A 25147-nucleotide genomic window follows, 5' to 3' on the forward strand; every position below is an offset into this window, starting at 1 on the left:
GAAATACCACATTGTAGAACGCACTAATAATATCCCATACCCATGTTTTATTTTTTAATTGATATTCTAGGTACCATAGCCTTTGCTATTTCCGGGGTCTTGGTGGCAATGGATAAAAAATTGGACCTGTTCGGGATTTTTATTATTTCGTTCGTTACCGCAGTGGGTGGTGGTACGCTACGGGATATGCTTATAGGCAATACGCCCGTACTTTGGATGCGAGAACCAGTCTACATTACTGTAATTGCTGTTGCTGTAGTCTTTTCAGTAATTTTTGCAAGGCATTTAAAACATTTGCGGAGAACATTGTTTTTATTTGACACCATAGGTATTGGTCTATTTACCATGTTGGGGATTGAGAAAGGTTTAACAGCAAACTTGTTACCTGTAATGTGTATTGCTTTGGGTACAATTACAGCTTGTTTTGGAGGCGTTATCCGCGATATGCTCTGTAATGAGATTCCCGTAATTTTCAGAACTAAGGAAATCTATGCAACGGCATGTATCTTGGGGGGTACCAGTTATTTTATATTGGTACTGTTACCAATAGATGGTGCCTACGCCTATGTGGCGGCCATTCTTATAATCATAATTGCTCGTTTATTGGCAGTGAAATTGGGAATAGCGCTGCCAAATATATATATGGAAAAATAGAGGACTGATATTCAGTTTTTTACTCTATAACTTCCGCTTTTTGGATATAAATATTTTGAGAAGGCCAGTCGCCCTTTTCGGTTTTTACACTGTTTATTTTATCAACTACATCCATACCTTCAATGACTTTTCCAAAGGGTGTGAATTCTCCGTCTAAGTGATAAGAACCAGGCTTTGTTACGACGATAAAAAATTCATAAGGCGATGCTAACATATGCGGATTGTTTATTTCGCTACTTGGCATTGAGATTACACCTCTGTGGTGTTTATGACCTTTTCGGGTGTCCGGAGGCAAAAGGTATCTGCCAATTTCACTTCGTTTTTTCCCTGTTTTTATATCGTCTGAATTTCCTCCCTGAATGATGAAATTCTTTACGATTCGGTGAAACTGAGTATCATTAAAATATCCTTTTCTGGTGAGATAGATAAAGTTTGCTTTGTGGTAGGGAACATTATCAAATAACTGAACCGTAAAACTCCCCAAGCGTGTGGTGATTTTAACTTTGTCTACTTTTAAGTCTTTTTGGTATTCAAAGAAAAAGTCAATGGCGTTTTCTTCGGTCAGTACAAATTTTTCTTTTTTTATTTCCGCAGAGTCTATTGTAACGGTATCTTTTTTTACTTCGGCTTCTACCTTGGGTTTTTGCTTTTCTTTAGGACTTTCACCACATGAAGCAAGAAAAATAAGTGGTAATATTGCTATTATAAAAGAATTTCTGATTGTCATGAATTTTGATGATTTCTCTATTCGAATTCCAAAAATAAAGAATCTGCCTTTACCTGGAGAGGCATCGCATTTAAAAATGGCTCCCCAATTTAGATTAGAGGAGCTACAGACTGCACGTGAAAAACCCCAAATAACCAAAAAAGCTGCGGTTATGGCCCTTTTTTATCCAGATGAGGCAAATATCACCCGGCTTTTGCTCATTTTACGAAAAAGTCATCCAAAAGATGTGCACTCTAATCAGATTGGTTTTCCCGGGGGGCAAGTTGAAGCTGAAGATATAGATATGATGGCTACGGCACTTAGGGAAACGCATGAGGAGGTAGGGGTAGAGCCAAACCATATTAAGGTCATAAAATCCTTAACGGAAATATATATTCCGCCCAGTAATTTTAATGTTCACCCTTTTATGGGAATATATACTAATCCAAAACCATTCTTGCTACAAGAGGCTGAAGTAGAGGAATTGGTGGAAGTTCCTTTGGTTGATTTTATGGATGATGCCAATATTTTTATTGAAGAAATGACTACTTCATATGCAACAAATGTACCTGTACCTGCCTTTAAATTAAATGGTTATACCGTTTGGGGTGCTACCGGAATGATGCTGAGTGAAATCAGAATCTTATTACAACAGGTTTTATAGGGGTAAATTCGTATTTTTGCTGCCTATGAGCTTATTTAAGGAAAATCCTTTCGGACATATCTTGTTTCTAAAAAAGTGGCTTATCCGCCTAATAGGGATAGTTACGCATTCTAGATACAAGCGGTTTAATAGTCTAGAAATAGAAGGGTCGGACATTATCAGATCCCTACCGGAGAAAAATGTTCTTTTTGTTAGTAACCATCAGACCTATTTTGCAGATGTTGTTGCTATGTTTCACGTATTCAATGCAAGTTTAAAAGGACGCGACAATAATATTAAGAACGTTGGATATATCTGGAATCCCAAACTGAACATGTATTACGTGGCGGCAGCGGAAACTATGAAAAAGAGCCTTCTGACCAAAATATTCGCGTATGCTGGTTCTGTGAGTGTTGAAAGAACATGGCGGGCCGAAGGGAAGGACATTAACCGTCAAGTAAAAATGAGCGATATTTCTAGTATTGGAAAAGCGCTTAATGATGGTTGGGTGATTACTTTTCCACAAGGAACGACCACACCTTGGAAACCTTTACGAAAAGGTACGGCACATATTATAAAAAAGTACAAGCCCGTTGTAGTTCCCGTCGTTATTGATGGTTTTAGACGTTCTTTTGATAAAAAGGGACTTCGTATAAAGAAAAAAGGCATTCTACAGTCTATAGTGATCAAAGAACCTTTAGAGATAGATTATGAGAATGAGTCTTTTGATGCTATCATAGAAAAACTAGAATACGCTATAGAGCAGCACCCATCTTTCTTAAAGGTTATTTCTAAAAAAGACCTTATGGCTTACGAAGAGGAAAATGAATTGAGAAGGTACCGCAACAGACATAAAATCTAGACTTCAAGCTTTTTTAGTTCTTTATAATTACTTTTTAGTTTCCTAAGAAGTAACCCATAGAGAAGAAAATAAATACCCCCAAAAAAGGCGGTCAAAACAACTCCTAAAATTGCCATTGAGACCATTAAGGTAGTTTTGAGCTTTTCTGGAGAAACTTCTTTTGAATCACCAGCTAATTCCGTAAAATTATCCATAAAACTATCATTTAGGTAAATACCTATAATGACTATAGCTATAAAGACCAATATAGTTGATAGTGAAAATATTACATAATATTTTACCGTCCTTCTTGTTCTGATTATTTTACGCATTAGCCCCTTGGCACTATCCAATACCGAGATTTCTTTATACCTTTTATAGAAGAGGTAGATAAAATAAAATACCACAAGATAATAGACAACGGTCATGCCCATAAAGTATTGATCTACTACGGTATTTTCGTAGATACTCATGCTTTGTCTAAAAGAGGGAATCAAGTAGAGGAGGTTGGGTATAATTATCTCTAATATACTGATAATCAATATCCATTTAACTATGGAAGAAGACTTCTTCCAAGTCATTCTATGAATATCGTCATAGGTCAATTTAGGAAGTTGTTCTCCCTTTTTTTGCCAATCTTTCTTTAAAAGTTCCAGTTCGTCCATCATCTCATCTCCTTAAGGATTCAATACGGTTCGTAATTTTTTCTTGACCCTGTTCATCTTCACACGTGCATTAACTTCACTAATACCAAGAGTTTCACTTATCTCACGATAATCTTTATCCTCTAGATATAAAAACACCAAAGCTTTATCAATGTCTCCCAATTGCTTAACCGCTTTGTACATGAGCTTTAATTGCTCTTCTTCGGTGGCATCATATTCGTCGGCTTTTATTTTAAATATTACCGATTCATAATCTTGTGTCCGGACCCGTCTTTTAGACTTTCGGTACAAAGTTATAGCCGTATTCAGCGCTACACGGTACATCCAAGTACTAAATTTAGATTCACCCCTAAACTTAGGATAAGCCTTCCATAGCTGAATTGTAATTTCCTGAAACAGGTCATTGTGCGAATCCCTATCATTGGTGTACAATGTACAGACCTTGTGAACAATGTTCTGATTGTTCTCAAGTTCCGTCACAAATTGATGTTCCAGTTCTTTATTCACGCTAGGGTAGGTAGGTTGTTAGACAATAAGTAGCTTAAAAGGATTAATTGTTACACTCAAAAGTGATAAAAATTAAGAATAAATTAAGATTTATGGATTGAACAAATTAAATTCTGTTGATTTTAAGTAGATTATAATTTTAAAGGTCGAAGAAATTTAATGGATTTTTTTCAGTTTTATATTTTTAGAAAAGTTGGAATTAAGAACGAATACCGAAAAATAATGAATTTTCTTACATTATTGATTGGTTGGAGTATAATAAAACCTTCGGTTAATCGGTTGGGTACATAATGAATGTTTAATTTTGCGCATATTTTAATCCATGTCAGATACAGATGCCCTTAATTTGCCCAAATCCAGTCTACCGCGAATAGTTATCGTAGGCGGTGGTTTTGGAGGCGTAGCATTAGCGAAAAAACTAAGTAAGAAAGAAGTACAGGTCGTACTTCTGGACAAGAATAATTACCATACGTTTCAGCCACTTTTATATCAAGTATCTACAGGTGGTCTTGAACCGGATTCCATTGCGTATCCCATTCGTAAAATCTTACAGGATTATAGTAACTTTTTTTTCCGTCTGGCGGAAGTACAGAATGTAGAGCCAAAATCAAAAACAATTACTACCAACATAGGTAATTTGGCATATGATTATTTAGTCATTGCAGCCGGTTCCACAACCAATTTTTTTGGAAATACGGAAATAGAGGCAAATGGAATGGCTATGAAAAGCATACCCCAATCCTTAAATTTAAGAAGTCTTATACTTGAAAATTTTGAACAAGCGCTGTTAACGGACGACCTTCACGAGCGTGATGCTTTAATGAACTTTATTATAGTTGGCGGAGGACCTACAGGTGTTGAGTTGGCGGGTGCATTGGCAGAAATTAAAAAGGGGATACTTCCTAAAGATTATCCAGATTTGGATACCCGTAGAGCTCAAATTAATTTGGTACAGTCCGGTGATAGGATTTTAAAGGGAATGAGTGACAATGCATCAAGAAAAGCCGAAGATTTTTTGGAAAGCCTAGGTGTTAATATCTGGAAAAATACCCGTGTTGTAAACTATGATGGGAAAACCGCACGTACTAAAACCGAATTAAAATTTGAAGCCGCAACTCTAGTATGGGCCGCAGGTGTAAAAGGTGTGCCCATTGGTGGCTTGGATGCTGAAGAGTTTTTAGTACGGGGTAACCGACTTAAAGTAAACGAGTTCAATCAGGTTTTGGGACAGGATTTTATTTTTGCTGTTGGAGATATCGCATGTATGCAAACCGCAGAAACACCCCATGGTCACCCAATGATGGCGCAACCTGCCATTCAGCAAGGTAGGAACTTGGGAGATAACTTATTGCGATTGGTACGTAATGAACCAATGAAGCCTTTTGAATATAAAGATAAAGGAAGTATGGCTACCGTGGGCCGTAACAAGGCTGTGGTGGATTTAAAAAATTACCGGTTCCAAGGTGTTTTTGCTTGGTTCGTTTGGATGTTCGTTCACCTCTTTTTTCTAATAGGATTTAGAAATAGAGTAGTGGTGTTCGTAAACTGGGTATATAATTATGTGCGTTTTGATAGGGAAGCACGATTGATCATACGTCCCTACCAACGCGATTATTCTTTATTTAAAGACAATCAGAAAACTTCATAAACTACTGACTGATATGGCGTAAGTTCAAAACTAGTATCGGTTTTGTTGTTTTCCGCATCATCATTTGAAATTATAAGATGGGCTTTCTCAAAACTGATTTCATCAATAGTAACTGTATTTCTTTTGGTAGAAAAGTTCAAAAGTACTAGAAAGCGTTTTTCTTCATAGGAACGTAAATACGCGTAAATCTCGGAATCATCCGCCAATAACAACTGATAAGTTCCGTATACAAGAGCAAGGTTCTTTTTACGTACTTGAACCATATATCTAAAGTAATTAAGAACAGAGTCTTTTTCAGGCTCTTGTTCAGCAACATTAATACCCTCCTTAAAATTTTCATTTACTTTAAGCCAAGGTTTTTCTTGTGAAAACCCAGAATTTACTTGGGTGTCCCACTGCATAGGAGTTCTGGCATTATCTCTACCGGCTTTTTTTTCATCCTCAATAAAGGCATTTAAATCTCCACCGGCTTTTTTTATACCTTCATATCGAGTGCGGGTATTGATATCTTGGTAGTCCGTTATGCTGTTGAATTTAATATTGGTCATACCAATTTCTTCCCCATAAAGAAAATAGGGAGTACCGCGCATAGTAAGTAAAAAGGTCTGTAATAAAGTGGCAGAATTTTGCCAGTGTATTTTAGAGTCATTACCCCAACGGCTCACGCTTCGCGGAAAATCATGATTGTTTAAATATAGGCTTCCCCAACCTTTTTTGGAAAAAGCATCATCCCAATCCGAGAATATTTTTTTGAATTCGGTTAACTTCCAAGCTTCTTTACTCATCTTAAAAGTTTCTCCAGGTTCACGATCTAGGCCCATAAGGTCAAAGTGGAAAAACATATTAAGCTCATTGCGGTCCTCATCAACAAAATCTAAGGCTTGTTCCTTCTGAACACCAGGAGCTTCACCAACGGTCATTACATCATACTTGCTAAGGACTTTTATATTCATTTCATTTAAATACTCATGCAAGTGCGGTCCTTCTGCATAATAAGGTATAAAATCACCATTGTATTTCTTTGGGAGCTCAGGATAATTAACATCTTTTGATATAGTTGAGATAACATCCATACGGAAACCGTCTATGCCCTTGTCAAACCAAAAGGTCATAAGGTCATACACTTCTTGGCGCACTTTAGGATTCTCCCATTTTAGGTCTGGTTGCTTTTCTGAATAATAGTGAAGATAGTATGCATCTGTAGGCTTATCATATTTCCAAGCATTGCTATCTACGTCAAAATAGCTAAAGCGCTTTGGAGGTGTTCCTTTTTCCGCAGGCCACCAATGGTAGTAATCCCTGTATTTATTGTCTCGTGATTTTCTGGATTCTACAAACCATTGGTGCTCATCACTACTATGGTTTACAACAAGGTCCATCACCAAACGAAGATTTCTTTTCTTCATTTCGGTCATTAGTTCATCTATATCGGCCATTGTACCAAACTCTGCCATAATATCTCTATAGTCAGAAATGTCATAACCGTTATCATCGTTAGGGGAGGTGTAAACGGGGTTGAGCCAAATGATATCTATGCCAAGACTTTTTATATAATCCAACCTTTTGATGATGCCCTGTAAATCTCCTATGCCATTACCCGTAGTATCTTGAAAACTTCTTGGGTATATCTGATAGACAACACCTTCTTTCCACCATTTTCTTTCGGTACTCTTGCTCATTTTCAACTATTTGGGATTAAATATAGAACTAGTAAATGAAAGAAAATATGTTTTATATATATGGGTTAGTACTACAACGTTTTCGGTTCATAATTTTTTTAGAAAAAAGGTTTTTAGAGTTATATAGTCAAATTTTGACTTTGTATTGAAAGGTTAAATTTGTCAGAAATAACTTCAATTTTAAAGAGGGATGGTTATATTTAGCACAGCAAAACCAATCTATGATTACTCTTGTTAGAATTGTATTTCTTTTTCTTTGTATGGTAATAGGAAGAGCACAGAACCCAAATCCGAATCAGGATTTTGAACAGACTACGGAAACTTCCAATTTTTATACAGACAGCTTTGCTTATCCGGTGTTTATGGATAATGAAATGCATTCCCAATACACAATAGGGTACAAACTGGATGATAAATTTATGGTAGAACTCAAGAACTTTTATGATACGTATAGAACGTTTGATGTGCATCGTATAGAACTTAAACTAAAAAAATATGTTGGCGATAAGCTATATTTCGTAAACGGGGTTGCGATGGAGCGAGAGTTGGATAAACATGGATTTAAGGCGGCCAAACCACGCTATATAATGACCAACGGCGTTGGTTATGACCTTAACAAAAATGTTATGATGGAGGTCAATCACGATTTAAATTTTAACAAATCCAACATAGGCACTTATGGAATGCCAAGCCTATTCTCTGTAAAGAGTAAAATAAAATTTTAATCCCTCTAATTTCTTGGATGAAACTTGTTCATGACCTCGGTAAGGTGCGTGCGGTCTATATGAACATACACTTCGGTAGTTGTAATGCTCTCATGACCCAACATTTGTTGAATGGCTCTTAAATCGGCACCATTCTGTAATAGATGCGTTGCAAAAGAATGTCTAAAAGTATGCGGACTGATATTTTTTTTCAAACCGATTTCTACCGCTAACCTCTTAATGATTGTGAAGATCATGGCACGGGTTAATTGTCTTCCTCGTCTGTTTAAAAATAGAATATCTTCAAAACCTTTTTTAATGTCTTGGTGTACCCGTATCTCTTTTCGGTAAAGGGTAATATACTTTTTATTCACCTCACTAATGGGAACAAAGCGCTGTTTGTCTCCTTTGCCGGTTACTTTGATAAAATCCTCTTCAAAAAATAAATCCGAAATTTTTAAACCTACTAGTTCTGAAACACGCAGACCACATCCATATAAAGTTTCAAGCATAGCTCGGTTACGCTCACCTTCAGCTTTTGAAAGGTCTATGGCTTCAATAATTTGGTTTATTTCATCTTCGGATAATGTGTCCGGTAGTTTACGGCCAATTTTTGGGGAATCTATTAGATCCATAGGGTTATCCTCTCTATAATCCTCAAATACCAAATAGTTGAAAAAACTTTTTAGTCCAGATATAATTCTTGCTTGAGACCTGGGATTCATAGTCTTGGCAACCTCATAGACAAATTTTTGAAGTGTTTCTTTTGGTATTCGTTTAGGGTTGTCGTCTAAAGAGTTGTTATTTAAAAATTCCATGAGCTTCAGAATGTCCCAACGGTAATTTTTTATAGAATTATCCGAGAGTCCCCGTTCAATTCTTAAATAATGTCCATAGTCTTGAAGCGCTTGGTCCCAATTCATATTGTAAAGTTAACCATTGCAAAGTTCTTTACAATTCAATTTTAGCTAGGCGTAAAAAAACCAGCTTAATTTTGTGCTAAAGAATTGACGCTAAGTAAAGTTTTCTATCTTTGAATGTGATATAACTACGGACCTATTCTAATTTCGTTTGTTGTCTCCTCATCCTTATCTCTGTTTGTAATGGAAACTAAGGTCTGACAGCAACTTAAAGTAGGGTTCATAAACAACTGTAATCATGAAAATTAAGTTTTGCGCTTTTGTAGCGTTAGTTTTTTTTGGAGTTCAAAGTAGTAGTGCACAAACAGTAATACAGGGAACCGGTCCTTCCAGCGGAATTAATTCGGGTGATATTACATTGGGAGGAAAAACGGGAATAAGTTTTACTACACTGACCGGTAAGAATTTAGATGGAGTATCAACAAAAGTCGGGGCTTATGTTGGAGGTATTGTAGAAATACCTGTTATGGATAATTTTTATCTACAACCCGAGTTGTTGTTCGCTTTCAAAGGGGCGGATTTAGGTCCTTCAAACCTTAATCTATTGTATTTGCAAATACCGGTTATGGCAAAATATCATATTACAGATGAGATAGCTGTTGAACTTGGTCCACAGGCGGGATTTCTCATAGCGGATAACTGGGACGAGGATTTGGAGTTGCGGGACACAAATTCTATAGATATTGGGCTTAACGTAGGTGGTGGATACCGAATGGACGAGAATTTTTATTTTCAGTTACGAGTAGAGCTGGGTCTTTCAAAAGTATTGGAAATACCTGAAACACATAATACAGCTGTATCCGTAGGCGCGGTTTACTTTTTGTAGCAATAAAATATAGTATAGCATTAAACGACCGCCTAGTGCGGTCGTTTTTCTTTAGCCTGGCTTAATATCGCGGTAAAAAGTTTATTTTTGAAATATGAAATTAATTATCATCAATGGTCCTAACCTTAATCTGTTGGGTAAGCGCGAGCCAGAAGTGTATGGGAATAAAACTTTTGAAGACTATTTTGCAGATTTGCAGTTTAGGTTCAAAGATGTGCAATTAGAATATTTTCAATCTAATATTGAGGGAGAGCTTATAGGTAAGATTCAAGAGGTAGGTTTTTCATATGAGGGTATTATTCTGAACGCTGCGGCCTATACCCATACTTCTGTAGGTATTGGCGATGCTATAAAGGCAGTTAGTACTCCTGTAGTTGAGGTTCATATTTCCAATACGCACAAACGTGAGGAGTTTAGGCATGTATCTTATATTTCTCCCGTTGCCAAAGGGGTTATTCTTGGCTTTGGTCTTCAGAGCTATGATTTGGCCATTCAGAGTTTTTTGCCATAGTTTTTCTGATATTTAAAATTTGTTTTTAGGAGTTTTCCAATTAATAAAACTTTTTTTGGGGCGATTAGGTTATTCGTCACATAATGTTTTTTGATTTGTAGCTACAACAAAAAGGCAATGAATTTCGTTTAGCCTTTAGTTTATAAAGAAACCAGCACAAACCAAATTTCAAATTGCCATGATCAAATCTTTCTGTTTATTCCTGACCCTTACCTTTTCATGTATTTCAATGTTTGCCCAAGAAGGCTTTAAAATTGGCGCGCACGCCGGTATGCCTATTGGTGAGTATAATGATTATGTTAGTGTGGTTATAGGAGCTGATGTGGGCTATATGTGGGCTCCTAACAAAGTATTTGATTTAGGAATAAAAGCAGGTATAATTCACGGTTTTGCCGAAACATATACTGGTCAGAATGTTACTGTTGACTATCCCAGCGTTCAGTTTTTGCCTTTGGCTGCCTCAGTTAGATTGTGGCCATCAAAAACATTTTCTATAGGAGGAGACATCGGAAACGCTTTTGGCCTAAACGAAGGAAACGATGGTGGTCTATATTACCGTCCTCAATTAGGGTTTCAAGTAGGTCCAAAATCTGAGCTTAATTTTTCGTACACTGGGATCACCATTAACGATAGCACGTGGTCTACAATTACCATGGGCTTTGTATATACATTTTTATCCGCAAGACATTTTAGATAATTCGGTCAAAATAGGTTTTACGCTAGAGTAGCGTCTTCTGTTAAGTATTTCTTTTCCACGTAAAATGTGGCAAAAGGCAAAAGAGACGCAATGAGTATAACGAACGCCTTTTTTATACTCCACTTTTGTTCCATCCACAGAACAACGGCTAATATGATATAAGCGATGAATAGTACACCATGCGCATATCCAACATACTTGTTAGGCAATGGCAAATCAGCCAAATATTTCAATGGCATGGTAACGGCAAAAAGGGCCAAATAAGAAATACCTTCTAAAATAGCAGTAACCCTAAAAAGACTTAGCATACGGTAAGGATTTTAATATAATCTTTCTGAGATAAAATAAAGGGCCTATGAGATGTGTTTTGAGAACAATCTTAATAGGCCCTTATATAATTTAATCCAATATTAATTTATTACAAGTGTATCACTTCGTCATAGGCAGCTGCTACAGCTTCCATAACGGCCTCACTCATAGTTGGGTGAGGATGAACCGCTTTTAGGATTTCGTGGCCTGTAGTTTCCAGTTTTCTAGCAACAACAGCTTCTGCAATCATATCTGTAACACCGGCTCCGATCATATGGCAACCTAACCACTCGCCGTATTTGGCATCAAAAATAACCTTAACAAAACCATCTGGAGTGCCAGCAGCTTTTGCTTTACCACTAGCAGAGAAAGGAAATTTACCAACTTTAATATCCAATCCTTTTTCTTTGGCTTGTTTTTCCGTAAGACCAACAGATGCAATTTCAGGTGTACAGTACGTACATCCTGGTATGTTTCCGTAATCTAACGGCTCAACATGCATACCCGCTATTTTTTCAACACAAAGTATACCTTCGGCAGAAGCAACGTGTGCAAGGGCCTGACCAGGAGTTACATCACCAATTGCGTAGTAACCTGGTATGTTGGTCTGATAGTAATTGTTCACCAAAATTTTATCTCTGTCCGTAGAAATACCAACATTTTCTAAACCTATATTTTCAATATTGGTTTTGATACCAACGGCAGAAAGTACAATATCAGCTTCTAGGATTTCTTCGCCTTTGGCAGTTTTTACGGTGGCTTTAATGCCTTCTCCAGAAGTATCAACAGAAGTAACTTCTGCAGAAGTTTTGATTTTTATACCGGCCTTCTTTAAGCTACGTTCTAATTGTTTGGAAATATCTTCATCTTCTACAGGTACAATACTAGGTAAGTACTCTACTACGGTTACTTCCGTACCCATAGCATTATAGAAATAAGCAAATTCAATACCAATAGCACCACTACCAACAACAACCATTTTCTTTGGTTGCTCTTTTAGGGTCATAGCTTCGCGATATCCAATAATCTTCTTACCATCTTGGGGCAGACTTGGTAACTCACGGCTACGTGCTCCAGTTGCAATGATAATGTGATCGGCACTGTATTCCGTTTCTTTACCATCGGCATCCTTAACAGAAACCTTTTTTCCTGCTTGTAGTGTACCGTATCCCTTAATAACTTCAATTTTGTTCTTTTTCATCAAAAACTGAACACCTTTGCTCATGCCATCCGCAACGCTTCGGCTTCTTTTGACTACGGCATCAAAATCCTTATCAACATTTTCAGCAGAAAGACCATAGTCCTCCGCATGTTGAAGATAATTAAAAACCTGAGCAGATTTCAGTAATGCCTTGGTAGGTATACAACCCCAATTCAAACATACACCGCCTAAATTTTCTTTCTCGATTATGGCCGTTTTAAAGCCTAATTGTGAGGCTCTAATAGCGGTAACATATCCTCCGGGTCCGCTACCCAAAACAATAACATCGAAATTGCTCATATTTTTTATTTTTTTACTGTTGTAAGTTTTAAAAGCCCGCCGTAGCTAAGCAGGTGCAAAAGTACAAAACCAAACGGAAAGATTAATACCAAAATTGAAGTCTGAAGCTAAAAAGGCAAGTTGAGTGTTGCTTAAAACTAAAATTTTGTGGTATTAGTAACAAATTACCTCTTAAAGAGGTCTTTATTAAAACGTTCAGACTCGCCTTTTGGAATGGAAAGAGACGTCCATTTGTCTGCTTTAATCATCTTTCCTAATAATACAATTTGCCCTACATGGCTACAATAGTGTGCCATTTGTCTGTGTACAGCTTGGACAATAGTGTGGTCTTCGTTTCTTATTTTCAATATGGTGTTGAAATTGTCTGGGGATACGGAGTTGAGTGCATTGAACAAACATTGCCAACCGGTTTCCCAAGCAACTAACATTTCTTCTTTGGTCGTATAGGGTTGCTCAAATTCGGTTTCGCGATTGCGCCATGGTTTCTCGCCGTCCTCGGTTAAAAAATTTGTCCAACGGCTAAGCATATTACCGGACATGTGCTTTACAATAAGATCAATAGAATTGTCGCATTCGTTCATTTTCCAGTGTATATCACTTTCGTTGAGCTGAACAAAAGTCCGATCGCCCATAGTTTTGTAACGACTAAATTCAAAAAGTACACTTGTAATAAACTCTTCAGGATATTCCATATTCGTGAATGATTTTGAATATAAAATTATTGAAATACCCAGGTAGTTGCACTATTCGGCAGGCACAAAATCTAATGCCACTCCGTTAATGCAATGTCTTAGTCCTGTAGGCTCAGGGCCATCTTCAAAAACATGACCTAAATGTCCTCCGCAAGTAGCGCAGTGTTCCTCGGTTCTTTTGTAGCCAATTTTATAATCAACATCATAGGCAACATTTCCTTCTATCTCTTCATAGAAACTTGGCCACCCCGTACCTGACTTAAATTTGGTATTGCTTTTAAAAAGTTCCGTGCCGCAGGCTGCACAGACATAGGTGCCTTCTTTTTTGTTTTCTAGTAACTCTGATGTAAAAGGGTTTTCCGTCGCTGCTTTGCGTAGCACATAAAACTCTTCAGGGGTAAGTTCCTTTTGCCATTCGGCTTCGGTTTTTACAACACTGAATTTTGTTTCTTTTTTCTCGGTTGTTTCCTGTACTATTTCCTTTTTTTGAGAATTTCCTTGGCAGCCTACAAGTGCAAATCCAATGGCAATAAATATATTTTTGTACATAGTTTTTTTAATTTTTTCAGGTTTTCAATTAGACGAAAGAGAAGCTTCTTCCTTTCAAATTTAACTGTATTTACGATACTTTTAAGAAACGGTTTTGAATCAGCCTAAAAAATAAACACCCCGCTCCATTAGGAGCGGGGTGTTTATTAAATTTATATGAAAAAATAGTATTATTTAAATGATGTTTTAACCACATCTTCTTCAGAAACACCTATGCTGCTCATTACGGCAGAAATATTACTTTTATCCATTTTAGATGCCGCAGCCACTCCTGGTAAAATCACAAACCTAAAAATTTGCCCTTGTGTTATACTAGCATCCAAGGCAGATAAATTAAAGTTACCTGTTATAAGAATTTCTACATCTCTGGTGGTATGACCAGGAACAAATTGAATGGTTCCTTCATCATAAAAGAATGTTTGTGGAATTAAATTCCAAATATCTTCTACATCATTTCCAAATTCTACTGATCTATCATATTGATAAACTAATACAGCATCGTTAGCTTCTACGGGAAAACTGGTGAAATCTTCAAAATTTAATATGGTTTCATATAAATTGTTTTCAGCTAGAAAAGTGAAGTCTACATCCTCAACTTCAAAAACTTGGCCTTGTATACCATCTTCTCCGTCAAAACCGTTCTCACCGGGAAACCCTGCAGGTCCAGTTGGACCTTCGCATGAAATAAAGAATAAAGTAAAAAACGTACCGAGTAAAAGAAGTGATTTTTTCATAATATTGATTTTATAGTTGAAAATTTAAAACATATTTTAGGATTCTTTTTTCAAAAAGCGTTCCATTTTTGAATAATTCGTATCTTTTATTTGTAACATTGATAAGCAGACCTAAAGTTAATTAACAAATATGTAATCTTTTTTGTAAAGTTGCTTAGATTTGTCTGTATTACCTAACTAATCGAACACTATGCCGCAAGTAACCGTTTTTAGTCTTTTTTCTGAATTTGATATTGATCTTTTTAAATCTGGAAAACATTTTAGATTATATGAAAAACTAGGTTCTCATCCTATGGAATTGAATGGGGTTAAAGGTACCTATTTTGCTGTTTGGGCACCGTCTGCGCGTGCAGTTTCCGTGATAGGAAACTTTAATTCATGGGATGATAATAGTCACATGCTTAATGTTAGATGGGATGGAAGTGGTATATGGGAAGGTTTCATTCCAGAGGTTGGAGTGGGGGAGATTTACAAATATAAAATCTACTCTAACAATCACGGGGCGGTTACGGAAAAGGCAGATCCGTTTGCTAGATATTGTGAGCATCCACCAAAAACCGCTTCTATTATTTGGGAGGCAGAATATAAATGGGAGGATAAAAATTGGATGGATACCCGAAAAGAAAAGAATGCTCTTGATGCACCATTTTCTGTGTACGAAGTGCATTTGGGTTCTTGGAAGCGAGATGATGAAGGCAATTTTCTTACCTATCAGCAATTGGCGGTAGATTTAGTAGCCTATGTAAAGGATATGGGCTTTACCCATGTGGAATTTATGCCTATAATGGAGTTTCCTTATGATCCTTCATGGGGCTATCAGCTTACGGGTTATTTTGCACCTACATCAAGGTTTGGTGATCCTGAAGGGTTTAAACTATTGGTAGATGCGTTACATCAAGCAGAAATAGGGGTAATTTTGGATTGGGTTCCTTCTCATTTTCCTGAAGATGCCCATGGACTTGGCTTTTTTGATGGATCACACCTATATGAACATCCAGATAGAAGACGAGGCTATCACCCAGATTGGAAAAGTTTGATTTTTAACTACGGAAGAAACGAGGTTCGTGCTTTCTTGATAAGTAATGCCATTTTTTGGCTAGATCAGTTTCATGCGGATGCCTTACGTGTAGATGCCGTTGCTTCCATGCTTTACCTAGATTATTCTAGAGAAGACGGGGAGTGGGAGCCTAATATGTATGGTAACAACGAAAATCTTGAGGCGCTATCTTTTATAAGGGAGTTTAATGAAGCTGTATATGGTAGTTTTCCAGATGTGCAGACTATTGCAGAAGAATCTACCGCATTTTCAGGTGTTTCAAAACCCGTTATGTATGGCGGTCTTGGTTTTGGAATGAAATGGATGATGGGCTGGATGCACGATACCTTACAATATTTCAAGAAAGAACCCGTATACAGAAAACATCATCAGAACGATCTTACTTTTAGCGCAACTTATGCCTTTACGGAGAACTTTATGTTACCGTTCTCTCATGATGAGGTAGTTTACGGAAAGCAATCGTTGGTATATCGTATGCCCGGCGATGAGTGGCAACAATTCGCCAACTTACGTTTAATGTTCGGATATATGTTTACACACCCAGGTACGAATCTGATTTTTATGGGAGGTGAGTTTGGTCAGACCAGTGAATGGAATTTCCAAAAAAGTCTGGATTGGCATCTTACCCAGTATGATGTGCACAGTGGGGTACAACAGCTAATTAGGGATTTGAATGCAGTATATAAAAATTTCCCGGCTTTATACCAGAAACAGTTTAGCCCAGATGGCTTCCAATGGATTGATTACGGTGATCACGAAAATTCTGTTTTAACTTATATCAGAAGAGGTAATAATACGGAAGATGATATATATGTTGCCTGCAACTTTACGCCCGTACCCAGGGAAAACTACAGAATTGGTATACCAAAGTCTTCAGGAAAGTTAAAGGTCATTTTAAATAGTGACGATAAAAAATATGGTGGGGCAGGTACAGATCCAAAAATTTCAGGAATTAAGGAAAAGCCGTGGCACGGTCGTGAACAATCAATAGAATTGACGATTCCGCCTTTAAGTATCGTCATTTTTCAATAGGTATGGTTCACTAATATGATAATAGTTTCTACTTCTAGTTAAATCATTTCATTATTAAGGCTTAAATTTGTTTTTTTGTTAGTACTACAAATACCGAACCTATGATAACCAATACCGAGTTAGAATACAAAGGAAATCTTTACCCCAACGAGATTATAAACTTTGTAAGGGATAAGGACAAGTTCTATTTTACTACAGAAAACGGAGTAGTTTTAGAATTAACGGTAATTCAAGATAGAACAATTCGGTTCCGGTATGGTACCGAACATGCTTTTCAACCGGATTTTTCCTATGCTATAGACCCTAATGCTAGTAGAGGTTACAGTCACTTAGATTGTTTAGAAACAAAAACAGAATATATAATAGAGACCTCAAGACTACAGGTCCTAGTAGATAAGAAAACCTTACGTACCCAAATATCCGATCTAAACGGTAACATCATTAATGAAGATGAATTGGGTTTTCATTGGGAAGAGAACTATGAGCACGGTGGTAATACCGTAAAAATGAGCAAAATTACTCAAAACACCGAAAGTTTCTATGGTATGGGTGATAAAGCTACCCATAGCAACTTAAAAGGAAAAAGGGTTAACAACTGGGTTATGGATCAATATGCATATGCTAAAGATCAGGACCCGCTCTATAAAGCTATTCCCTTTTTTATTGGCTTGCATTCAGGCCAAGCGTATGGTGTGTTCTTTGACAATAGTTTTAGAACACATTTTGATTTTGCACATGAGCGCCGTTCAACTACAAGTTTTTGGGCAGATGGTGGAGAAATGAACTATTATTTCTTCTACGGCCCGGAAATGCATAAAGTAGTAAGGGCATACACCAATTTAACCGGTGCTCCTGAATTGCCGCCCTTGTGGGCTTTGGGATATCATCAATCTAAATGGAGTTACTTCCCGGAAAGTAATGTAAAGGAAATAGCCAAAAAATTCAGAGATTTAAAAATACCATGCGATGCCATTTATTTGGATATTGATTATATGGATGGATTTAGGTGTTTTACTTGGGATAAGAAAAGATTCCCCGAGCCAAAACGCATGATAGATGAGTTATATGAAGACGGTTTCAAGACCGTGGTAATGATTGATCCGGGTATTAAAATCGATAAAGATTATTGGATTTATCAAGAAGCGGTAGAAAACGACTATTTCTGTAAACGTGCAGATGGTCCGCGAATGAAGGGAAAAGTATGGCCTGGAGAATGTAATTTTCCAGATTTTACCAATCCAAAAGTTCGTGAATGGTGGGCGGAGTTATACAAGGAATTTATGGCCGAAATGGGTGTACATGCCGTTTGGAACGACATGAACGAACCTGCGGTAATGGAGGTACCTACAAAAACTGCCCCTTTAGATACACGTCACGATTATGATGGTCATCCTAGTAGCCATAGAAAAGCGCATAACATTTATGGAATGCAAATGGTACGGGCTACTTATGAGGGTGTTAAAAGATATGTGTACCCTAAAAGGCCTATGGTAATCACCAGGGCAGCTTATGCAGGTACACAACGTTTTGCTTCTACTTGGACCGGAGATAATGTTGCTACTTGGGAACATCTGTGGATTGCTAACGTTCAGATGCAACGTATGTGCATGAGCGGTTATTCTTTTGTAGGTTCTGATATCGGGGGCTTTGCCGAGCAACCAAACGGCGAACTTTTTGCAAGATGGATACAGTTGGGTATTTTTCACCCTTTTTGTAGAGTACATTCCAGTGGGGATCATGGAGATCAAGAACCTTGGTCCTTTGGTAAAGAGATAACGGATATTGTAAGGAAGTTCATAGAGCTGCGTTATGAACTGTTGCCGTACTTATATACCATGTTCTGGAGGTATACGAAAGAAGGTACTCCAATGCTGCTGCCTATTGTTTGTTATGATCAAGAGGATACGCAAACCCATTTTAGGACGGATGAGTTCATCTTTGGTGAACAGATTTTAGTATGTCCAATTCAAGAACCAAATGCTCAAGGACGTAGAATGTACATTCCTAGAGGACATTGGTATAATTATTGGAGTGATGAGATTATAGAAGGAGGAAGGGAGAAATGGGTAGTTGCGGATATTGATACGATTCCGTTGTTTGTAAAAGCAGGTGCTATTATTCCAAAATACCCGGTACAGCAGTATGTAGGGGAGTTGGAAATTAAAGAATTGCTGTTGGACGTATATTTTACTGAAGGAGAAGAAAACTCTGCGGTTTATGAGGATGCGGAAGATGGTTATACTTATGAAAATGGTAAATACAGTCTGCGAAACTTTAAACTTTTGGGTAAAGAGGGCGAGCTAAAAATACAACAGTTTAAAGATGGAGCTTTCCTAACCAGTTATGAAACATTCAAAATAAAATTACACGGTCTTCCCTTCAAAATAGGAAAAGTACAGGTAGATAACGAGAAAGTCTCCATAGTGGATGTTATGCCAAAAGGAGACCAAACAATTTATGTAAGCAAAGATTTTACGCAATTACGTATTACTGCTGAATAAGTTTTTTTGTAATTTACAGGTCTAAACATAACCATAATGAGAAAGTTAATTTTAGTTTTAGCCCTGTTTCTGGGCGTAGCTGCTTGTAAGACGAATCCGTTTACGGGCAAAAAAGTATTAAATTTTTATCCTAACAGTCAAGTTTTTCCCACGGCTTTTGCACAGTATGATCAATTCTTAACAGAGAATAAGGTAGTTGATAATACAGCGGAAGCAAGAATGATCACAAAGGTAGGGCAGCGTATTTCTTCTGCTGCAGAAAAATGGTTGACCGCTAATGGTTATGCCGGATACCTTAAAGATTATAAATGGGAATACAACTTAGTAGATGATCAAACGGTAAATGCATGGTGTATGCCAGGTGGTAAAATTGTCTTTTACACAGGTATATTACCAATTTGTGCGGGAGAAAGAGGTGTAGCCGTTGTTATGGGCCATGAGGTAGCACATGCCTTGGCAGATCACGGTGCGCAACGTATGAGTGCAGGAACCTTGCAACAGTTAGGAGCTGTTGCCGGTAATGTGGCCATTCAAGATCCACAGAAACGAGAAATGTTCAATCAGGCATATGGCGTAGGTTCTCAAGTAGGGGTGATGTTACCCTTTAGCAGAAGCCATGAAACCGAAGCGGATCGCATTGGTTTGCAGATTATGGCTATTGCCGGATATGACCCAAATGAAGCTGCCGAGTTGTGGAAACGTATGAAGGCCAACAGTGGGGGGAATGCTCCCGCTGAATTCATGAGTACACACCCCTCTAATGATACTAGAATAAAGAACCTTACGGAATGGGCTCCGGCGGCTAGAGCTGAAGCTAAAAAGTTTGGGGTAACCTCTTTTCAGTAAATTATAACAATTATTGTATATTTAAAACCGTTCTCAAAAAGAACGGTTTTTTTATACCATTATGCCAAAAACCAACCTTCCAAAAGGAAGTAAAAAACTTCTGAATGCCTGGGCGTTCTATGATTGGGCCAACTCAGTTTACAACTTAGTAATCTCATCTGCCATATTTCCTATTTTTTATGGTGCTTTAACTTTAGTAAAGGATGAAGAAGGAAAAGTTCTAGATGACACTGTTCACTTTTTAGGTACCGATTTTAATAATGATACTTTAATTAGTTACGTTACGGCAGCAGCATTTTTGGTAGTGTCTTTCCTAAGTCCTTTTTTGAGTGGAATTGCAGATTATGTAGGCAACAAGAAAATTTTTATGAAGTTCTTTTGCTATTTGGGAGCCATATCCTGTATTGGCCTCTATTGGTTTAGCATGGATTTTCTTTGGTTTGGTTTATTGTGCTATTTCACGGCGTTAATAGGTTTTTGGTCCAGTCTGGTTTTCTATAATTCATATTTACCGGATATAGCCTTTCCAGAACAGCAAGATGCGATTAGTGCCAAAGGATATTCTTTAGGGTATATAGGTAGTGTGGTACTTTTGATTATTTGTTTGGCTATGATTTTAAAGTTCGATTCTTTTGGTTTTGAAGACGAATCTACACCTACGCGACTTTCCTTTGTTATGACTGGTTTGTGGTGGATAGCTTTTAGTCAATATACCTATTATCACTTGCCAAAAGGAAATAAAAAAGAAACTTTTACAAAGGACGTTCTCTTTAACGGGTTCAAGGAATTGAAGCTAATTTGGTCAAAAATAAAAACCAATGTACCGTTAAAAAGGTATTTAGGGGCATTTTTTGTCTACAGTATGGCCGTGCAGACTATTATGTTGATTGCTACTTACTTTGGAATAGAAGAACTTGATTGGGGTACAACAGATTCAACCACGGGGCTTATAGTAAGTATTTTATTAATTCAGATTGTAGCAGTGTTAGGAGCCTTTGTCACTTCGCGTTGTTCAACGCGTTTTGGAAATATCAATACCTTAATTGTTTTAAATTTAATTTGGATTTTCATCTGTATTTTTGCCTATACGATTACAACTCCTATGGAATTTTACATCACCGCAGCTGCGGTTGGTCTTGTCATGGGAGGTATACAATCATTGTCTCGCTCTACATATTCCAAACTTCTACCTGACGATGCCGTTGATACTACTTCATATTTTAGTTTTTATGACGTCTCCGAAAAAATAGGTATTGTTATTGGAATGTTGAGTTATGGTTATATAGCTCAGATAACAGGAAGTATTAGATATTCAATAATATTCTTAGGTCTGTTTTTCTTAATAGGGATGTTTCTTTTAACAAGGGTCAATAAAAAAGCCCCTTTTGAAGAGGCTTGATTTGATGACTATGGTATTCGCTTTTTGATGTATTAATCACTTGAAACATCCCCTGAACCGGATGTTTTCGTGTCCACTTTCTTAGGGTTTCCGCGATAGCTGATATCTCCAGAGCCAGATACCCTAGCTTTCAACTTTTCGTTTGCAGTAACCTTAATATCTGCAGAACCGGAAACCGTAGCTTCTACGTTATCGGCAACTAGATCATAGGCTTTAATATCTCCTGAGCCAGAAATAGTAGCTTTGAAATCACGAGTATTTCCGCTGAGGTTCATATCTCCCGAACCGGACATGCTGGCTGTTAAATTTTCAGTATCTACCTCTAATGTTATATCTCCTGAACCGGACATTGAAGTTTTAAAATCAGCTGTTTTTAGTGTTGTATGACCAACAATATCGCCAGAACCGGACAAACTAAGAGCATCTATGCTCTCTACAGGTACTTGCACATGCAAGCCTCCCTTGTGCGTTGAGGGCCTAAGATTAACCCCTTTTTCTACTTTAATGATAAGCTTGCCATTTTCTACTTTCGTAATAACATATTCCAGTAAATTTTCTTCTCCTTTAACTACAAGTTTGCCTTCGTTACCATTAACTAAGTCAATATCAAAAGACCCGGAAATTGCAATGGCATCATAGTCGCCAACGTTTCGTTCTATGGAAACTATCTTTCCATTGCCTCTTACACCTTTTCCCCACTGGGCTGAACAGGATAATGTTACTAATGCTAAACCTAATACAATAAAATTTTTCATGACTGTTTGTTTTAATTTGATTTTGATGATGATTTAATTTTTACGAAATGATACGCCACCGTAGTCGCTAGAAATAAAAACTGAATTTTCGCTATTAGCTGAACCGTGATAACCCTTGTAATACTTGCTTGTGTTCTTTTCTTCACTAATATTAATTTCAAAATCGTCCTTTCCACTCACTCCCGAATATGAGGTTTTGATTTCAAAATTAAAATGATAGTCAGGGGAATACCCGATTTTTACTCCTGTATAATCTGTATTTAATTGCATGTTTCCGGCATCACTTGCCATGTTTGCAATTTTCAGTGAGCCGTAGTCTGCTGAGATATCTACATTACCGTGAATCGTTCCTAATTGCACATTTATATAATCTCCTGAACCTTCTATATTGTTCGCTTCACCAATTTCTATTTTACCGTAATCACTTGAATATTGGAGATTGTCCATCTTTTCTACAGCGCTATTGGTATAGTCTGCACTAATAACCAGATTACCAGCTTTCTCTATATTAAAACCCGAATAATCTGCTGAGATTTTACCACTGTTCATATACGAAATGTTTGATTTTGAGGTGTAATCAAAATTTAACTGATTGTTACGCCCCCGAAGCTCTCCAATATCTAGCCTGCCGTAATCGCAACTTATTTTTGCATGGCCGTCAATACGATCAATGTTGATACTGCCGTAATCATTATCCAAGTCAATATTACTCTTTATGGGGAGTTTTATAGTGTAATTTATTTGCATATTCACATTGTTGCTATTGCCCCAGTTCCATCCCCATCTACTTCTACTTTCGTTAAAAATAGTCCTAGCGGAAACCGCACTTCTACTTCCTTCAAAATCTACTGAAATCTCGTCCAGCTTTTCTTGAGCTTTTTCTTCGTTGTTGCTACTGGTCTTTATTTGAACTTCAATAAGGATACGGTTCTCGTTCCAAGAAATAATATTGAGATTTCCGTAACTATTGTTGACTTCCAAAAGAGCATCACTATTTACATCAAACTCTTTTTTAATAGTTTTTTCTTTAGTGTACTTACCTTTTAACTCACCATTATTAGCAACTAGTAACATGGGAAGCATGAACATGAATATTGCTATAGGATTATATCGTAGTTTCTGCATTATCGTAATTTTTTAAATTTTTTATAGATTCAATGGTATTGAGAACATCTTGTAAAAGGTCAATACGTGTTTGAAAATTAGTTATCATAGCACTCAAAATAAGCTTGCTGTTTCCTCCGTTAATAAGATCTTGTTCCAGTTTGGTATAATTGGTTTCCAGCTTTTTAAGCTGTATCATGGTATCATCAACAATTTTCTTTGTTTCAGGCGTACTTTCATTTTTTAGCTCATTAATCTGCTCCTCAATAAGACTGGCAAAATAAAACTCTGTACGTGACACTTCGGGAGATATTTCTGCAACCTGTTGCTCTAAAGAGGGCTTAGAATTAAATACCCCAAAAGTAATGGCGCATATAATAGCGATTGATGCTGCAATGGATAAAGGTTTCCACCATTCTTTGTTTGGTAAAGTCTTTGTATTTTTTTGTGCATTTAATCTATCTAAAAATCGTTGTTCATGACCATGGGCAGGAGCCTCAAGGTCAAAAGAACCCTCTAGGTTTTTGAACAGGTTATCAATATCGTCTTTTTTCATCTTAAGCTTCCGTCATTTTATTTCTTAGGCTTTCCTTAGCTCTAGAAATAGTTGTTCTACAATTTGAATAACTAATATTCATGATCTCACATATTTCTTCATAATCATACCCTTCAATAAGATGTAAGGTCAAAGAAACTCTATAGTTATCTTTTAATCGCTTCATGGTTTCCATCACTTTTTGAGCCTTCGGTTCTGTAAACGCATGAGAGTCGGCAATACCTATTTCGTTATCTTCGACCTTGTACAACACATCTTCTAAAGCAATCTCATTTTTTTTCTGCTGCTTTCTGTACTGATAAATGCTGTTGTTTATTACAATACGCTTCAACCATGAACCAAATGCAACTTCGCCTTTAAATGTATGAAGTTTCGTGAACGCGCTCAGAAACGATTCTTGCATGACATCTTCGGCTTCGTCGCTCTTTTTTACAATTCGTACTGCCGTGTTGTACATGGCTTTGTAATACCGATTATAAACCTCGAGCTGGGCACTTTGCTTTCCGTCTAGACACAATTGTAATAATTCATCAATATGTTCTCTTTCTTGGCTCAAAAAGTGAATAGTTTCTTTATAGATGATGTAAGTTATGGATTGTTACAGTTGATGTGAAAAAATAAATCATGTTACTATTCGTCGAATTTAAAAGTCTTTAAACGATAACCAGAATAGCAATATTATTGCATAGTTTAATTTTGTCGAATCCCCCAATTAAATTCTTTTTTTATAATTTTTCAAACTGTTCTTATAGAAGAGTCTTGTAATAAATTATTTGTCAAAAGTCTGCTTTTTACCAAAAAGCCTCTTTATGGATGAAAATTAAGGATTGGTAAATTAATTATGAATCACATCTAACCAACCAAATTGAGATGATTAAGGGAATAAATCTTCTTTTGTTGAGTAAGCTCTTCATTTTTGTATTAGTATTAAATTTTAGTGTAAACGTACAGAGTCAAATACCAGTTACCGGAATAGAGATCGTTCCTGACAGTTTGGAAATAGTTGAAGGCTTCGAAGCAATGCTAACGGCAACCGTATTTCCTTCCGATGCCGATGATAAAGATATCATTTGGTCCACGGATTCCCCAACGATTGTTTCTGTGGACACCT

Annotated in this window: 27 protein-coding genes; 13 read left to right on the plus strand and 14 right to left on the minus strand. The window is 37.0% G+C overall.

Features of this window, described 5'->3' with window-relative positions:
• The first annotated feature begins 42 nt into the window (after window positions 1-42).
• Entirely contained in the window at window positions 43-654 is a 612-nt protein-coding gene (locus tag KO521_RS09415) for a trimeric intracellular cation channel family protein (RefSeq protein WP_215939675.1), read from the plus strand.
• Between the two features lie 19 nt (window positions 655-673).
• On the opposite strand, the gene KO521_RS09420 is transcribed toward KO521_RS09415, so the two are convergent.
• Window positions 674-1381: a peptidylprolyl isomerase gene (locus KO521_RS09420; RefSeq protein WP_215939676.1), complete on the minus strand. Its 708-nt coding sequence runs from the start codon at window positions 1379-1381 to the stop codon at window positions 674-676.
• On the opposite strand from KO521_RS09420, the gene KO521_RS09425 reads away from it, so the two are divergent.
• Together KO521_RS09425 and KO521_RS09430 are read left to right on the plus strand one after the other, a co-directional pair.
• Complete coding sequence (locus KO521_RS09425) at window positions 1380-2024, plus strand: NUDIX hydrolase (RefSeq protein WP_215939677.1); 645 nt, start codon at window positions 1380-1382, stop codon at window positions 2022-2024. The genes KO521_RS09420 and KO521_RS09425 overlap by 2 nt on opposite strands.
• Window positions 2025-2049: 25 nt before the next feature.
• Window positions 2050-2865 carry a lysophospholipid acyltransferase family protein gene (locus tag KO521_RS09430; RefSeq protein ID WP_215939678.1) on the plus strand — a complete coding sequence of 272 codons (816 nt, stop codon included), beginning with the start codon at window positions 2050-2052 and terminating at the stop codon, window positions 2863-2865.
• On the opposite strand, the gene KO521_RS09435 is transcribed toward KO521_RS09430, so the two are convergent.
• Window positions 2862-3512 (minus strand): hypothetical protein, encoded by a 651-nt coding sequence (locus KO521_RS09435; RefSeq protein ID WP_215939679.1) that lies wholly within the window; start codon window positions 3510-3512, stop codon window positions 2862-2864. The genes KO521_RS09430 and KO521_RS09435 overlap by 4 nt on opposite strands.
• A 9-nt stretch (window positions 3513-3521) precedes the next feature.
• Window positions 3522-4016: an RNA polymerase sigma factor gene (locus KO521_RS09440; protein ID WP_215939680.1), complete on the minus strand. Its 495-nt coding sequence runs from the start codon at window positions 4014-4016 to the stop codon at window positions 3522-3524.
• A gap of 322 nt (window positions 4017-4338) precedes the next feature.
• On the opposite strand from KO521_RS09440, the gene KO521_RS09445 reads away from it, so the two are divergent.
• Complete coding sequence (locus KO521_RS09445) at window positions 4339-5664, plus strand: NAD(P)/FAD-dependent oxidoreductase (protein WP_215939681.1); 1326 nt, start codon at window positions 4339-4341, stop codon at window positions 5662-5664.
• On the opposite strand, the gene KO521_RS09450 is transcribed toward KO521_RS09445, so the two are convergent.
• Window positions 5649-7343, minus strand: coding sequence for a glycoside hydrolase family 13 protein (locus tag KO521_RS09450; protein ID WP_215939682.1), 1695 nt, complete (start codon window positions 7341-7343; stop codon window positions 5649-5651). The genes KO521_RS09445 and KO521_RS09450 overlap by 16 nt on opposite strands.
• 221 nt (window positions 7344-7564) lie before the next feature.
• On the opposite strand from KO521_RS09450, the gene KO521_RS09455 reads away from it, so the two are divergent.
• Window positions 7565-8068: a hypothetical protein gene (locus tag KO521_RS09455; protein WP_215939683.1), complete on the plus strand. Its 504-nt coding sequence runs from the start codon at window positions 7565-7567 to the stop codon at window positions 8066-8068.
• A 5-nt stretch (window positions 8069-8073) separates the two neighbouring features.
• Here KO521_RS09455 and xerD read toward each other — a convergent pair whose 3' ends face one another.
• Window positions 8074-8970, minus strand: coding sequence for a site-specific tyrosine recombinase XerD (gene xerD / locus KO521_RS09460; protein ID WP_215939684.1), 897 nt, complete (start codon window positions 8968-8970; stop codon window positions 8074-8076).
• Window positions 8971-9205: 235 nt separating this feature from the next.
• On the opposite strand from xerD, the gene KO521_RS09465 reads away from it, so the two are divergent.
• From KO521_RS09465 to KO521_RS09475, 3 genes are all read left to right on the plus strand, one after another.
• Entirely contained in the window at window positions 9206-9793 is a 588-nt protein-coding gene (locus KO521_RS09465) for a porin family protein (RefSeq protein WP_215939685.1), read from the plus strand.
• Between the two features lie 94 nt (window positions 9794-9887).
• On the plus strand, window positions 9888-10304 hold the full coding sequence (gene aroQ, locus KO521_RS09470; RefSeq protein WP_215939686.1) for a type II 3-dehydroquinate dehydratase: 417 nt from the start codon (window positions 9888-9890) through the stop codon (window positions 10302-10304).
• Window positions 10305-10482: 178 nt separating this feature from the next.
• Window positions 10483-11001, plus strand: coding sequence for an outer membrane beta-barrel protein (locus tag KO521_RS09475; RefSeq protein WP_215939687.1), 519 nt, complete (start codon window positions 10483-10485; stop codon window positions 10999-11001).
• A gap of 17 nt (window positions 11002-11018) precedes the next feature.
• Here KO521_RS09475 and KO521_RS09480 read toward each other — a convergent pair whose 3' ends face one another.
• From KO521_RS09480 to KO521_RS09500, 5 genes are all read right to left on the minus strand, one after another.
• Window positions 11019-11309, minus strand: coding sequence for a DUF3817 domain-containing protein (locus tag KO521_RS09480; RefSeq protein WP_215939688.1), 291 nt, complete (start codon window positions 11307-11309; stop codon window positions 11019-11021).
• A gap of 110 nt (window positions 11310-11419) precedes the next feature.
• Window positions 11420-12811, minus strand: coding sequence for a dihydrolipoyl dehydrogenase (lpdA, locus tag KO521_RS09485; RefSeq protein WP_215939689.1), 1392 nt, complete (start codon window positions 12809-12811; stop codon window positions 11420-11422).
• 164 nt (window positions 12812-12975) lie between these two features.
• Window positions 12976-13503 carry a DUF1572 family protein gene (locus KO521_RS09490; RefSeq protein WP_215939690.1) on the minus strand — a complete coding sequence of 176 codons (528 nt, stop codon included), beginning with the start codon at window positions 13501-13503 and terminating at the stop codon, window positions 12976-12978.
• A gap of 51 nt (window positions 13504-13554) precedes the next feature.
• Window positions 13555-14052 (minus strand): peptide-methionine (R)-S-oxide reductase MsrB, encoded by a 498-nt coding sequence (gene msrB, locus KO521_RS09495; protein WP_215939691.1) that lies wholly within the window; start codon window positions 14050-14052, stop codon window positions 13555-13557.
• A 170-nt stretch (window positions 14053-14222) separates the two neighbouring features.
• Window positions 14223-14786, minus strand: a complete 564-nt coding sequence (locus tag KO521_RS09500) for a collagen-like triple helix repeat-containing protein (RefSeq protein ID WP_215939692.1) — start codon at window positions 14784-14786, stop codon at window positions 14223-14225.
• 190 nt (window positions 14787-14976) lie between these two features.
• Here KO521_RS09500 and glgB point away from each other — a divergent pair, with 190 nt between their 5' ends.
• From glgB to KO521_RS09520, 4 genes are all read left to right on the plus strand, one after another.
• Entirely contained in the window at window positions 14977-16875 is a 1899-nt protein-coding gene (gene glgB, locus KO521_RS09505; RefSeq protein ID WP_215939693.1) for a 1,4-alpha-glucan branching protein GlgB, read from the plus strand.
• 101 nt (window positions 16876-16976) lie between these two features.
• Window positions 16977-19376, plus strand: a complete 2400-nt coding sequence (locus tag KO521_RS09510; protein ID WP_215939694.1) for a glycoside hydrolase family 31 protein — start codon at window positions 16977-16979, stop codon at window positions 19374-19376.
• 36 nt (window positions 19377-19412) lie between these two features.
• A complete protein-coding gene (locus KO521_RS09515; RefSeq protein ID WP_215939695.1) occupies window positions 19413-20222 on the plus strand; it encodes a M48 family metallopeptidase in 810 nt (269 codons plus the stop codon).
• A gap of 61 nt (window positions 20223-20283) precedes the next feature.
• Complete coding sequence (locus tag KO521_RS09520; protein ID WP_215939696.1) at window positions 20284-21621, plus strand: MFS transporter; 1338 nt, start codon at window positions 20284-20286, stop codon at window positions 21619-21621.
• A gap of 32 nt (window positions 21622-21653) precedes the next feature.
• Here the strand turns inward: KO521_RS09520 and KO521_RS09525 are convergent, their stop codons facing one another.
• From KO521_RS09525 to KO521_RS09540, 4 genes are read right to left on the minus strand one after another with little or no spacing between them, the layout of a single operon-like run.
• Window positions 21654-22376, minus strand: a complete 723-nt coding sequence (locus KO521_RS09525; RefSeq protein WP_215939697.1) for a head GIN domain-containing protein — start codon at window positions 22374-22376, stop codon at window positions 21654-21656.
• A gap of 33 nt (window positions 22377-22409) precedes the next feature.
• The gene (locus KO521_RS09530) at window positions 22410-23501 is read right to left on the minus strand and encodes a hypothetical protein (protein WP_215939698.1); all 1092 of its coding nucleotides are present in this window, start codon (window positions 23499-23501) and stop codon (window positions 22410-22412) included.
• The gene (locus KO521_RS09535) at window positions 23482-24036 is read right to left on the minus strand and encodes a hypothetical protein (protein ID WP_215939699.1); all 555 of its coding nucleotides are present in this window, start codon (window positions 24034-24036) and stop codon (window positions 23482-23484) included. Before KO521_RS09535 ends, KO521_RS09530 begins: the two co-directional genes overlap by 20 nt.
• 1 nt (window position 24037) lies before the next feature.
• Window positions 24038-24592, minus strand: coding sequence for an RNA polymerase sigma factor (locus KO521_RS09540; protein WP_215939700.1), 555 nt, complete (start codon window positions 24590-24592; stop codon window positions 24038-24040).
• A 314-nt stretch (window positions 24593-24906) separates the two neighbouring features.
• Between KO521_RS09540 and KO521_RS09545 the strand changes: the two genes are divergently transcribed.
• On the plus strand, window positions 24907-25147 hold a 241-nt coding region (locus KO521_RS09545; protein ID WP_215939701.1), incomplete at its 3' end, for an Ig-like domain-containing protein.

The sequence above is a fragment of the Zobellia uliginosa genome (genome assembly GCF_018860745.1).
In the GTDB taxonomy this organism is placed as follows: Bacteria; Bacteroidota; Bacteroidia; order Flavobacteriales; family Flavobacteriaceae; genus Zobellia; species Zobellia uliginosa_B.

What these genes read in the sequence shown, in the direction of transcription:
- KO521_RS09415 (WP_215939675.1), top strand. Translation starts at nt 43, where the DNA reads ATGTTTTATTTTTTAATTGATATTCTAGGTACCATAGCCTTTGCTATT.
- KO521_RS09425 (WP_215939677.1), top strand. Translation starts at nt 1,380, where the DNA reads ATGAATTTTGATGATTTCTCTATTCGAATTCCAAAAATAAAGAATCTG.
- KO521_RS09420 (WP_215939676.1), bottom strand. Translation starts at nt 1,381, where the DNA reads ATGACAATCAGAAATTCTTTTATAATAGCAATATTACCACTTATTTTT.
- KO521_RS09430 (WP_215939678.1), top strand. Translation starts at nt 2,050, where the DNA reads ATGAGCTTATTTAAGGAAAATCCTTTCGGACATATCTTGTTTCTAAAA.
- KO521_RS09435 (WP_215939679.1), bottom strand. Translation starts at nt 3,512, where the DNA reads ATGATGGACGAACTGGAACTTTTAAAGAAAGATTGGCAAAAAAAGGGA.
- KO521_RS09445 (WP_215939681.1), top strand. Translation starts at nt 4,339, where the DNA reads ATGTCAGATACAGATGCCCTTAATTTGCCCAAATCCAGTCTACCGCGA.
- KO521_RS09450 (WP_215939682.1), bottom strand. Translation starts at nt 7,343, where the DNA reads ATGAGCAAGAGTACCGAAAGAAAATGGTGGAAAGAAGGTGTTGTCTAT.
- KO521_RS09455 (WP_215939683.1), top strand. Translation starts at nt 7,565, where the DNA reads ATGATTACTCTTGTTAGAATTGTATTTCTTTTTCTTTGTATGGTAATA.
- xerD (WP_215939684.1), bottom strand. Translation starts at nt 8,970, where the DNA reads ATGAATTGGGACCAAGCGCTTCAAGACTATGGACATTATTTAAGAATT.
- KO521_RS09465 (WP_215939685.1), top strand. Translation starts at nt 9,206, where the DNA reads ATGAAAATTAAGTTTTGCGCTTTTGTAGCGTTAGTTTTTTTTGGAGTT.
- aroQ (WP_215939686.1), top strand. Translation starts at nt 9,888, where the DNA reads ATGAAATTAATTATCATCAATGGTCCTAACCTTAATCTGTTGGGTAAG.
- KO521_RS09475 (WP_215939687.1), top strand. Translation starts at nt 10,483, where the DNA reads ATGATCAAATCTTTCTGTTTATTCCTGACCCTTACCTTTTCATGTATT.
- KO521_RS09480 (WP_215939688.1), bottom strand. Translation starts at nt 11,309, where the DNA reads ATGCTAAGTCTTTTTAGGGTTACTGCTATTTTAGAAGGTATTTCTTAT.
- lpdA (WP_215939689.1), bottom strand. Translation starts at nt 12,811, where the DNA reads ATGAGCAATTTCGATGTTATTGTTTTGGGTAGCGGACCCGGAGGATAT.
- KO521_RS09490 (WP_215939690.1), bottom strand. Translation starts at nt 13,503, where the DNA reads ATGGAATATCCTGAAGAGTTTATTACAAGTGTACTTTTTGAATTTAGT.
- msrB (WP_215939691.1), bottom strand. Translation starts at nt 14,052, where the DNA reads ATGTACAAAAATATATTTATTGCCATTGGATTTGCACTTGTAGGCTGC.
- KO521_RS09500 (WP_215939692.1), bottom strand. Translation starts at nt 14,786, where the DNA reads ATGAAAAAATCACTTCTTTTACTCGGTACGTTTTTTACTTTATTCTTT.
- glgB (WP_215939693.1), top strand. Translation starts at nt 14,977, where the DNA reads ATGCCGCAAGTAACCGTTTTTAGTCTTTTTTCTGAATTTGATATTGAT.
- KO521_RS09510 (WP_215939694.1), top strand. Translation starts at nt 16,977, where the DNA reads ATGATAACCAATACCGAGTTAGAATACAAAGGAAATCTTTACCCCAAC.
- KO521_RS09515 (WP_215939695.1), top strand. Translation starts at nt 19,413, where the DNA reads ATGAGAAAGTTAATTTTAGTTTTAGCCCTGTTTCTGGGCGTAGCTGCT.
- KO521_RS09520 (WP_215939696.1), top strand. Translation starts at nt 20,284, where the DNA reads ATGCCAAAAACCAACCTTCCAAAAGGAAGTAAAAAACTTCTGAATGCC.
- KO521_RS09525 (WP_215939697.1), bottom strand. Translation starts at nt 22,376, where the DNA reads ATGAAAAATTTTATTGTATTAGGTTTAGCATTAGTAACATTATCCTGT.
- KO521_RS09530 (WP_215939698.1), bottom strand. Translation starts at nt 23,501, where the DNA reads ATGCAGAAACTACGATATAATCCTATAGCAATATTCATGTTCATGCTT.
- KO521_RS09535 (WP_215939699.1), bottom strand. Translation starts at nt 24,036, where the DNA reads ATGAAAAAAGACGATATTGATAACCTGTTCAAAAACCTAGAGGGTTCT.